Annotated in this window: 10 protein-coding genes; 4 read left to right on the top strand and 6 right to left on the bottom strand. The window is 58.4% G+C overall.

What is annotated here, in order from left to right:
* Window positions 1-34 precede the first annotated feature (34 nt).
* On the top strand, window positions 35-1183 hold the full coding sequence (locus tag G518_RS0120210) for an IS481 family transposase (protein ID WP_028604093.1): 1149 nt from the start codon (window positions 35-37) through the stop codon (window positions 1181-1183).
* 82 nt (window positions 1184-1265) lie between these two features.
* Here the strand turns inward: G518_RS0120210 and G518_RS40100 are convergent, their stop codons facing one another.
* From G518_RS40100 to G518_RS0120185, 5 genes are all read right to left on the bottom strand, one after another.
* A complete protein-coding gene (locus G518_RS40100; protein WP_156909478.1) occupies window positions 1266-1403 on the bottom strand; it encodes a hypothetical protein in 138 nt (45 codons plus the stop codon).
* Between the two features lie 121 nt (window positions 1404-1524).
* Window positions 1525-2616 (bottom strand): VWA domain-containing protein, encoded by a 1092-nt coding sequence (locus tag G518_RS0120200; RefSeq protein WP_051237109.1) that lies wholly within the window; start codon window positions 2614-2616, stop codon window positions 1525-1527.
* Window positions 2617-2651: 35 nt separating this feature from the next.
* Window positions 2652-3680, bottom strand: a complete 1029-nt coding sequence (locus G518_RS0120195) for a DUF58 domain-containing protein (RefSeq protein ID WP_028604091.1) — start codon at window positions 3678-3680, stop codon at window positions 2652-2654.
* Complete coding sequence (locus tag G518_RS0120190; protein WP_028604090.1) at window positions 3661-4683, bottom strand: AAA family ATPase; 1023 nt, start codon at window positions 4681-4683, stop codon at window positions 3661-3663. Before G518_RS0120190 ends, G518_RS0120195 begins: the two co-directional genes overlap by 20 nt.
* Before the next feature lie 57 nt (window positions 4684-4740).
* Window positions 4741-5661, bottom strand: a complete 921-nt coding sequence (locus G518_RS0120185) for a S1C family serine protease (RefSeq protein ID WP_028604089.1) — start codon at window positions 5659-5661, stop codon at window positions 4741-4743.
* Between the two features lie 115 nt (window positions 5662-5776).
* On the opposite strand from G518_RS0120185, the gene G518_RS0120180 reads away from it, so the two are divergent.
* Window positions 5777-6625, top strand: coding sequence for a TatD family hydrolase (locus G518_RS0120180; RefSeq protein WP_028604088.1), 849 nt, complete (start codon window positions 5777-5779; stop codon window positions 6623-6625).
* A gap of 27 nt (window positions 6626-6652) precedes the next feature.
* Here the strand turns inward: G518_RS0120180 and G518_RS0120175 are convergent, their stop codons facing one another.
* A complete protein-coding gene (locus tag G518_RS0120175) occupies window positions 6653-7774 on the bottom strand; it encodes an NAD(P)H-dependent flavin oxidoreductase (RefSeq protein WP_028604087.1) in 1122 nt (373 codons plus the stop codon).
* Window positions 7775-7942: 168 nt separating this feature from the next.
* On the opposite strand from G518_RS0120175, the gene G518_RS36065 reads away from it, so the two are divergent.
* Window positions 7943-8905: a Bug family tripartite tricarboxylate transporter substrate binding protein gene (locus tag G518_RS36065; RefSeq protein WP_051237107.1), complete on the top strand. Its 963-nt coding sequence runs from the start codon at window positions 7943-7945 to the stop codon at window positions 8903-8905.
* Window positions 8906-8936: 31 nt separating this feature from the next.
* A complete protein-coding gene (locus tag G518_RS0120165; protein ID WP_028604086.1) occupies window positions 8937-9722 on the top strand; it encodes a GntR family transcriptional regulator in 786 nt (261 codons plus the stop codon).
* Window positions 9723-9725: the final 3 nt, after the last annotated feature.

Genomic DNA, 9725 nt, shown 5'->3' with positions numbered 1-9725 from the left:
CTAGAGCATCAAGCAGCCCAATAGGAGCAAAGCGATGCCATGGCAGGAGAAGTCCGCAATGTCACTACGCGAAGAATTCGTTGCACTAGCGCAGCACGACGGCACCAACATCCGGGCGCTGTGTCGCGGTCTCGGAATCAGTCCCACCACGGGCTACAAATGGCTTGAGCGCTCTCGCCGCGAGCAGCCTCTGAGCGACTTGAGTCGAAGGCCCATGCACTCTCCAAAGCGCAGCTCAGCCGAGTTTGAGCAGCAGGTGTGCCAGTTGCGTGAACAGCACCCTGCATGGGGTGCTCGCAAGTTGGCCACTCGATTGAGCGATCTTGGTCTGGCTGTGCCCGCGGTGAGCACGGTGCACGCCATTTTGCTGCGCAATGGCCTGATCACGCCTGAGGCAAGCGAAGCGGCCACACCCTATAAACGCTTTGAACACCCAGCCCCCAACGATCTCTGGCAGATGGACTTCAAGGGCCATGTAGCGATGCTTGAGGGGCGCTGTCACCCGCTGACCGTGCTTGATGACCATTCCAGATACGCCCTGTGTATACAAGCATGCAGCAGTGAGCGGGAGGCGACGGTGCAGCAGCATCTGGCGCAGGTGATGCGCTGCCATGGCGTGCCCGCGCGGATGACGATGGATAACGGCAGTCCCTGGGGTGCCAGCATTGGCGGGCACTACACGGGCATGGACGTTTGGCTCACACGTCAGGGCATACGCGTCACTCATTCGCGTCCCTATCACCCTCAGACCCAGGGAAAGCTGGAGCGCTTTCACCGCAGTCTCAAGGTAGAAGTACTTCAAGGACCACCTTTTGAAGATCTTCACAGGGCTCAGCAAGCCTTTGATGACTGGCGTATGGTCTACAACCAGCAGCGCCCTCATGAGGCGCTAGGCATGCAGGTGCCGCTGCAGCGCTATCGCGTAAGCAAGCGTTCGTATTGCGAAACACCCGCGCCACCACAGTACGACAGCTGTGACGAGGTTCGCAAGGTGCAGGGCAATGGAGCCGTGACCTGGAGGGGGCGCAGCTGGCGAGTCGGTAAGGCCTTCATCTCAGAGCGGGTTGCTATGCGCGAAGACTCCAATGAGCACGGTTACTTTGACGTGTTTTGGAGTACTTTGCGTATCGCTCGGATCAATCTCAACGATCAATCTATACAGACTGGCCGATTCATTATCTAATCCCAAAAGCGTTCACCATGTCTCCGAACATGTGTCCACTATGTCCCCGGTACAAATACACGGCCTCAAGGGGTGGGGAGCCTCACTCGGGCCATTGCTGCGCTCGGCCCTGGTGACGCTCGTCTTTCCTGATCAGGAAAGAATAATTCAAGGCTTTGACCGAGCCGGCCTCTGGCAACACGTTCACGATCCGCGCAGGCTCATATACTTGCATCAGCATGAAGAATCAGCGCGTTATCAGGGTTTTTGGGTAGGGCAGGGTGAGGGTCTGCGGCAGTTGATTTGTTTTTGGCGCATGTTGACTGCCTTCTGCTCTTGTCTAGGGTAAAAGGCAGGGACGCCTACAAAATGCGGTTAAACCAAAGCATGGATAACCCGCCAGCAATCAACGCCAGCACCGCAGCAGCGAGCGCAAACAACGCGGAGATTTCAGTCTCCTTTTTCTCGATGGTCAGGCGGCTGCTGAGCGTTTCGTAGACCTTTTTCAGATCCGCTGCAGTACCGGCATAAAAATAGTCTGCCGCCGTGCGTTGCGCAATGCCCTTGAGGGTTGCTTCATCAAGCTTCACCCGCATGGACCAGCCTTCGAAGCCGATGGTCTCGCCGTCCACAGTGCCAATACCTACCGTGTAGACGCGCACCCCTCGGTCAGCCGCCATCTTGGCTGCTTCAAGCGGGTCTACTCCCGTGGTGCGTTGGCCGTCTGTCAGCATGATGATTGCGGCTGAGGTGTAGGAGCCAGGCGGAACAGGAACGAACTCATTGACCTTGGGTGGTGCCTGGTCCAAAGAGCGGCCGGATCCGCGCATGCGGTCTGGGCTGAGTTGCTGCAGCTCTATGCCGGCATCGGGAAACAGTGTGGCCAGGGAGATGACAATGGCGTTGCCGGTGGCCGTGGCGCGTTGCATTTGAAAGCGATCGATGGCCGTGACAAGGTCTTCCCGATTCACCGTGGGCAATTGCGCCACCTGCGCCGAACCTGCGAATGCCACGATGCCTACCTTGACGTTGCGCGGCAACTCCGTGAGGAACGCCTTGGCAGCGTTCTGGGCGGCAACTAGTCGATTAGGTTCGACATCCGTGGCGCGCATGCTCCCTGAGACATCCATCGCCAAAATGATGGTCTGCTGGTTTGAAGGCAAGGCCACCACGGCCACAGGCCGCGCACTGGCCAGCAGCATGAAAACTAACGCCAGAAGCAGAAACATGGGCGGCACGTGGCGGCGCCAGCCAGGGCCTTTACCCATCGCCTCTTTGACGATCGACAGACTGGCATAACGCACAGCCAGTTTTTTCTTGCGCCGCATCAGCCACCAGTACAGCAACACCAACAGCGGTAACACCAGCAGCAGCCACAGAAATTGTGGCCACAGGAAGTTAGGCTGTGGAATGCCAGTGGGCCAACGCCAATTGGTGAGCCAGGACGGGTTCATGATAAGAGCCGTTTGTTAATTCATTGCGCGCCAGTTCAGGCTGCTCGGTTCAAGTGGCGTGGCAAGCTTGCCCCCGCCGAAAGCCGCGTGCGCTGTTTGCGTAATTCGGAAAAGCGCACGACTGCATCGACGAGATTGCCATCTGTAGAAAGCTCCAGCGTATCGACACCAACACGCGCAAGCGTGGCTCGCAGGTCCGCTTCACGTTGCGCCGCAATGGCTGCAAAACGTTTTCGAAACCCGGGGTTGTGCGTATCGACTAGCAACTGCTCCCCGGTTTCGGCATCACGCAAAGTCAGCAGACCCAGATCAGGCAGGTTGAGCTCCAACGGATCCAACAGTCGAACGGCTACTACTTCGTGGCGAGTGGCCAGTTGGGCGAGCGGTTTTTCCCAACCTGGCTCGCTGATGAAATCCGACACCACAAAAACTGTAGAGCGCCGTTTGACGACATTCGCGCCGGCGCGCAGCAGATCATCAAGCCGGGTGGCGCTTGCTGCGCTTTGGCCTTTGGGCTGCTCTGCGGCGGCTTCACGGTCCAGCATCTGGTGCAAGAGATGCAGCACGTGGCGGCGGCCCGCGCGTGCAGGAATCACGGTGTCAACGCCTGTGCCATACAGCAGCGCTCCCACCCGGTTGCCGTGGCGCGTGAGTATCCGCGCCAATACGGTGACGAACTCTGCCGAAACATGGTGTTTGCGCTGCAGGCCGGAGCCAAAATCCACCGAAGGGCTTAGATCCAGCAGGAACCAGGCCGCCATCTCACGGTCTTCGGTGAATACGCGCACGTGAGGGATATTCGTGCGCGCGGTGACATTCCAATCGATATGGCGAACGTCGTCGTGGTGCTGGTACTCGCGCAGATCGGCCAAGTCCAAGCCGGCACCGCGCATCAGTGTTCGGTAGTCACCTTGCAGGAGCCCGTCCAGCCGCCGAATGACCGACCATTCGAGCCGCCGCAACACATGTTCCGCACCGGCCGTCTGCGTTGCCTCCTCCGGTCGCGCCGGGTTGGACACCGCATGAGGTATTGGCTTTGGGCTTTTACGCCACCAGTTTTTCATGTTGCAGGGGCTTGGGTGGTGGAGGCACTTTCGCCATCACGCGGATGATGATGTCGTCTGCCGTGAGTCCTTCTGAAAGCGCTTCGTACGACAGCACCAGCCTGTGACGCAGCACGTCAGGCACCAGATCGCTCATGTCTTCCGGTAGCGCGTAGCTGCGGCCACGCAGCATGGCCAGCGCTCTAGCGCCTTCTGTCAGATTGATGGTGGCGCGAGGGCTGGCGCCGAAGGTGATCATGGGGGCCAGATCTTTCAAGCCCACGTTCGCAGGGCGGCGGGTGGCTGATACCAGCTTCACCGCATATTGCACCAAAGACGGATCGACATAAACATTTCGGCACTCGCGTTGCAATGCCGCCAATTGCTCCGTGTTGCCTACAGGATTGGGCTCCACTCGCGGCCCAGTCACGCGCTGCACAATGACGAATTCCTCTTCATCGGTTGGGTAATCAACCAACACCTTCATCATGAAGCGATCGACCTGAGCCTCCGGCAGCGGATAAGTGCCCTCGGTTTCTATCGGGTTTTGCGTGGCCATGACCAAAAACGGTTCTGGCACGAAGTGCGTCTGCCCGGCGATGGTGACCTGCCTTTCCTGCATGACCTCCAAAAGCGCGCTTTGCACCTTGGCTGGCGCCCGGTTGATCTCATCAGCCAGGAGCAGATTGGTGAACACAGGTCCCAGGGCGGTGGAAAAGTCACCGGTTTTCTGGTTGTAGATGCGCGTACCCACGAGGTCGGCAGGTACAAGGTCAGGCGTGAACTGAATGCGCTTGAACTGTCCGTTCAAGGTTTGCGCCAGCGTCTTTACGGTGAGTGTCTTGGCTAGCCCAGGTACACCTTCAACCAGCAAATGCCCGCCAGCCAGCATGGCCACCATCACCCGTTCCAGAAAGCGGTCTTGCCCCACGACGACGCGTTTGACTTCATAGAGTATCCGCTCCATCAGTTCCGCGGTACCGGGGCTCTGGGCAAAGGCGGAGGTGCTGGGTACGCTTTCCATGAAAATCTCTTTCAATGCGAAGAAAAATGACTTTGCTGCGAGTGCAGCGCTACTAATCTAAAACGGCGGTTGGCCTGCAGCGGTAGCCGCGTTCTCGATAGGTACCGCAAAGCCAATGCCGATGAATGTGCGTGCGGAGGTGGGATTGAGGATGGCGGTCACGATACCCACCACCTGGCCATCCATGGTCACCAAGGGCCCGCCCGAATTCCCAGGATTGGCTGCAGCATCGAATTGAATGAGGTTTCGCATCAACTGGCCCCCTTGCGGCGAGCGAAACCCTCGCCCCAGACCAGAGACCACGCCTGCGGAAACCGAAGGCCCGATAGAGAATGGAAAGCCCACTGCAACGACTTGGTCTCCAGGCTGCAGATCGCTCGTAGACCGCATGGTGGCCGGAAAAAGATCGTCCGGAATTTTTTGCGCGCGCAGCACTGCCAGATCGTTTTCCGGCTGAACATTAATCACCGTTGCAGGGCTTTCAAAACCATCCGCGAAAGTGACCTTGAGGGTTTCCGCCCCCTGAACCACGTGCAGGTTGGTCAAGATGGTGCCATCTTCGATGATCACCACCCCGGAGCCCACGCCCTGTTCCATATCCGGTTTGCCCTTCTTGCCGGCTACGAAGCCTTCCACTCGCACCACTGAGGGCGCCACAGTAGCTGCCGCGCTCGCTGCAGGGGAGGGGAGAACCCGGGTGGTCAGGGTGTGCATCACGGCCGCATTGATGTCGTCTTGCGTGAGCTGACTGGGGCCGTTCCTGAGTGACGTGCTGAATGACAAGGCCAATAAAACACCCAGAACGCCAATGGCTAGCCACAACGTTCGGGGGTGATTCAGCGCACGCACCATGCGCTGCCGGCGGGACGGCGCCTGCGCTGCCTGCGGAGGATCAACCGGAGTGCTTTCGGCAATGGCGTCGCCTTGCGGGGAGGCCCGGCTGGAGGTTGAACGACTGTAAAGCGCGGTCCTTCGCATATTGATGCACCGTGGCTAGAAGCTGAAACAACACAGTACCACGGTTCATTCAGTCGTGCACTGCCTGCTCGACTGCGGTCGCCATTCCAAGGGCTTATTGCGGCATGATCGCAGCATGCAAGCTTGGATCGATACCCATTGCCATCTGGATGCGCCGGAATTCACAAATGACGTGGAAGCCGTGCGCAAGCGAGCTGCATTCAACAATGTTTCAAAATGTATTATTCCGGCGGTTGAAGTTCCTGAGTTCGAAGCTGCACGCGGCTTGGCGCACCGTTTTGGTGATGCCTATGCGCTGGGCATCCACCCGCTGTTCGTTGAACGCGCCGCTGAAGATGCGCTCGCGCGGCTAGACGAATCACTGGGCCTTTATGCGCACGACCCTTCCCTGGTGGCGGTGGGAGAGATTGGGCTCGACTACTTCGTGCCGGCGTTGAATGAGCAGCCACTGCGTGCCAGGCAGGAGTTGTTCTACAGAGAGCAGCTCAAGTTGGCACGCCGGTATGAGCGGCCGGTGATTCTCCATGTGCGCCGCTCCGTGGATGCCGTACTGAAAGGTCTGCGGGATATTCCTGTACCCGGCGGCATTGCCCATGCATTCAACGGCAGTCTTCAGCAGGCCCAGATATTCGTGGAGATGGGTTTCAAGCTTGGCTTTGGCGGGGCGGTGACCTACGAGCGCGCCACGCGCTTGCGTGAACTCGCAAAATCTTTGCCGATTGAATCGCTGGTGCTCGAGACCGATGCACCTGACATTCCTCCGCGTTGGCTCTATGCCACATCTGATGAGCGCTCCGCCGGCAAACCACAAGGCCGAAACGAACCGGGTGAATTGCCGCGAATCGCATCAGTCATCGCAGCGCTGAGAGGCATTTCCGAGCAGGAGCTGATGGAGCGGACCACGCAAAATGCGCTGGCGGCCATTCCTGGTTTGGCTAAGCTTTTAGAACCCTCGCGGGGTTGATCTGTTGAAGTCGCTGTCTGATGAAGGCTAAGTGCCGTCCAAGCCCGTGACGGCCGGCATCTGCTCGACAGTGGTCACAAATTCCTCCAAGATAGTCTGGATCACCTGGCGCACTGAACTTTCGTTGTTGATGGTGCCTACGATCTGGCCCACGGGGCAGGTCATGTAATCCAGCGCTCGGGCGCGATCGATACGCAGACGCGCTTCGGCGTTCAGCACGTTCTGCCAAGGCATGGGTAGGGTGGCTGGGGCGCCGGGTTGAACCCAGGCTTCGGTGTACTTGCTGCGCAGCATGCGGCCGGGTTTTCCGGTCTTGGACCTGGTTTGCACAGCATCTTCCGAGCGGGCCTGGTAGAGCAACTGTTTCATTTCGTCGGTCAGATCGCTTTCGCGCGTGCCGTGCCAGATAGAGCCGCACCAAATACCCTGCGCACCCAGTGCGAAAGCAGCAGCCATGTGTCTGCCACGCCCAATACCTCCGGCAGCCAGCACGGGAATCGGGGCGACCGCATCCACGACCTCGGGCCATAAAACCATGGAAGAAACGACTCCGGTATGTCCGGCCGCTTCGGTGCCTTGGGCGATGAGAATGTCCAGGCCGGCTTCCTTGTGCTTCAACGCGTGTTGAACCTTGCCTGTCATCGCGCCAACCTTGATACCGCTCGCATGGAGGCGATCAAGAATATGGCGCGGAGGCGAGCCCAGCGCGCTGACCACCATTTTCACGTTTGGATGGCGCAGTACGACCTCTATAAGCTCATCTGCGAACTCCGGTGTCAGGTGCATCTGCGCCAACTCGTCGTGCAACAAGCGCTCGCGCTCTGAGTCCGGCAAGGCGGGGATGCCCGCATCGTCGAGTAATTTCTTCTGCCACGCCACATGCCCTTCGGGCAGCTTGTCGAAGCTAAGCGACTCGCCCACGGTTTCGAACTTCTGGGGCAGCAGCATATTGATGGAGTAGGGCTTGCCGCCTACCTGCTCGTCAATCCAGCTGAGTTCAATTTCCAGCTGCTCCGGCGTGTAGTAGGCGGTGCCCAGGCAACCCATACCCCCGGCGCGCGTGATCTCAGCCACCACGTTGCGGCAGTGGGAAAAGCCAAAGACCGGGATCTCTATCCCCAACATCTGACAAACGTTGCTGTGGTTCATGATGAGAAAAAATGAAAAAGATGGTTGGCCGAGAAGGATGCTTGATAATACAATGAAACATCAGCATGGTCGATGCGGTAACTCCGGTCAGCGTCTTTTTGGAGCGCGGGTTGCGAGCTCGCCGCCGATCGCCTGACTCGATTTGATTCCGGAGACAAAGGAGAACTCATGCGTTGGAAGACATGGCTGGCGATTGCCGCCGCATCCGCTGTTGCGTTGCCCGCATTGCCTGCATTGGCACAATCCACTCAAGCTACCCGTTTCGTGTCAGGCAGCACCCCGGGCGGCGGGGTAGACACGCTATCGCGCGTACTGAGTGAATCTATGGCCGCTTCCATGGGCCGTACCATCATTGTCGAGAACAAGCCCGGCGCGGGCTACACCATTGCTACGGACCATGTGGCCAAATCCAAGCCTGACGGCAGCACCGTGCTGATCACATTCAATGTACAGCCCACCTTCGGCTTGGTAGGCCCGAAGCTAGGCTTTGATCCCGTCAAGGATTTCCGAGCCGTGGGCATGATTGCCACCACTCCCTATGTGATCGTGGCCAATCCCAACTTGCCTGGCGCAGATCTCAAGCAGGTGCTTGCTTTGGCCAAGACACAAGGCAGATCCCTTACCTTCGGCTCTATCGGCTTAGGCACCCCTCAGCATTTGATGATGGAGCGTTTAAAGGCGCAGACCGGTGTCGATATCCGCATGATTCACTACAAAGGCGTCAGCGCCATGATGGATGTGATCGGTGGCAATGTGGATTTCAGTCTGCTCACACCTTCTTCCAGTGAGGCGCAGGTAAAAAGTGGTCGCCTGAAGGCCTTGGCGGTGAGCAGCCCCAATCGCTTGCCAGAATTGCCCAGCATCGCCACGGTGGCGGAGCAGGGTTATCAGGGCTTCATCAATGATGGGTGGTACGCGATGATGCTGCCAGCTAAAACGCCGACGCCCATCGTGCAGGCCTACAACAAGGCGTTGAATGAGACCTTGGCTCAACCCACTGTTCGGGACCGTATGCGTGCGCTGAATGCCACCCCGGCACCGGGTGCACCAGAAGCGCTGGATCAGCTCATTCGCGAAGACGCCAAGATGTGGCGCAAGGTGATAGAAGATAACAAGATCGCGGCCGAGTAAGGTAGCTCCCTCCCAGGTCTTGGAGATATTGGTGAATCCGCAGCCGGCCCCCCAATTCACGCTTGGGGCTACTGCTCTTTATGCGCAGCTGGCAAGCTTGCTGCGCAGCCAAATTCTCAGCGGTGAATGGCCGTTCGGTGAAGAAATTCCCAGCTTGCAGGAGCTGGTCGATCTATACGGCTTAGGCCGGGTGACTGTGCGTCAGTCAGTGCAAATCCTTGTGGATGAAGGTTTGCTCTCCAGTCAGCGCGGGCGCCGCACCTTCGTGACGTATGCACCCAATGACCCTCAAGAGCCTCTCGCGGGCAAGCCACTGTTTACATCGGTGGCCTCCAGCTTGCATCAATCGCCTCACTATGGTGTTGCGTTGCTATCGCAGAGCCGGGTCGACAAGCTGCCACCCGCGCGTTGGCAAGTAGGCCGTGAAGAGGGCCCTTACATATGCACTCGCAAGCTCGACCAGATTGACGGCGTGCCCTACGGTTTGTCCGTGGTGCACGTGGCTGAAGACTTGCATGAGCGTTTTCCCAAAGGCGCTGAACAGACGGAAAAACTGGTGCAATTGGTGCGCCAACATGCTAATTCTGTGAAGATCGCCCAAGAGCGTTTGACCGTGATGCCCATGGACTTCGAGGCGGCTGCCGCGCTTGGCTATCCCATGGCTTCTCCGGCTGCCCGAGCCGAGCGCGTTCTTTGCGATGCTTCGGAACGGGTCATTTATTTCGCCGTGACCATCTATCGCGGTGATCGTTTCGGCTTGGATCGTGATCTGTCGGAGTTTTTTCGTGATGAGATGCCTGCAGGCTGCAACACCTAAACA

It is taken from the genome of Ottowia thiooxydans DSM 14619, assembly GCF_000422885.1.
Taxonomy (GTDB): domain Bacteria; phylum Pseudomonadota; class Gammaproteobacteria; order Burkholderiales; family Burkholderiaceae_C; genus Ottowia; species Ottowia thiooxydans.
This window is presented reverse-complemented; position numbering and strand designations above follow the sequence as displayed.

What these genes read in the sequence shown, in the direction of transcription:
- G518_RS0120175 (WP_028604087.1), bottom strand. Translation starts at nt 7,774, where the DNA reads ATGAACCACAGCAACGTTTGTCAGATGTTGGGGATAGAGATCCCGGTC.
- G518_RS0120195 (WP_028604091.1), bottom strand. Translation starts at nt 3,680, where the DNA reads ATGAAAAACTGGTGGCGTAAAAGCCCAAAGCCAATACCTCATGCGGTG.
- G518_RS0120190 (WP_028604090.1), bottom strand. Translation starts at nt 4,683, where the DNA reads ATGGAAAGCGTACCCAGCACCTCCGCCTTTGCCCAGAGCCCCGGTACC.
- G518_RS0120200 (WP_051237109.1), bottom strand. Translation starts at nt 2,616, where the DNA reads ATGAACCCGTCCTGGCTCACCAATTGGCGTTGGCCCACTGGCATTCCA.
- G518_RS36065 (WP_051237107.1), top strand. Translation starts at nt 7,943, where the DNA reads ATGCGTTGGAAGACATGGCTGGCGATTGCCGCCGCATCCGCTGTTGCG.
- G518_RS40100 (WP_156909478.1), bottom strand. Translation starts at nt 1,403, where the DNA reads ATGCTGATGCAAGTATATGAGCCTGCGCGGATCGTGAACGTGTTGCCA.
- G518_RS0120180 (WP_028604088.1), top strand. Translation starts at nt 5,777, where the DNA reads ATGCAAGCTTGGATCGATACCCATTGCCATCTGGATGCGCCGGAATTC.
- G518_RS0120210 (WP_028604093.1), top strand. Translation starts at nt 35, where the DNA reads ATGCCATGGCAGGAGAAGTCCGCAATGTCACTACGCGAAGAATTCGTT.
- G518_RS0120185 (WP_028604089.1), bottom strand. Translation starts at nt 5,661, where the DNA reads ATGCGAAGGACCGCGCTTTACAGTCGTTCAACCTCCAGCCGGGCCTCC.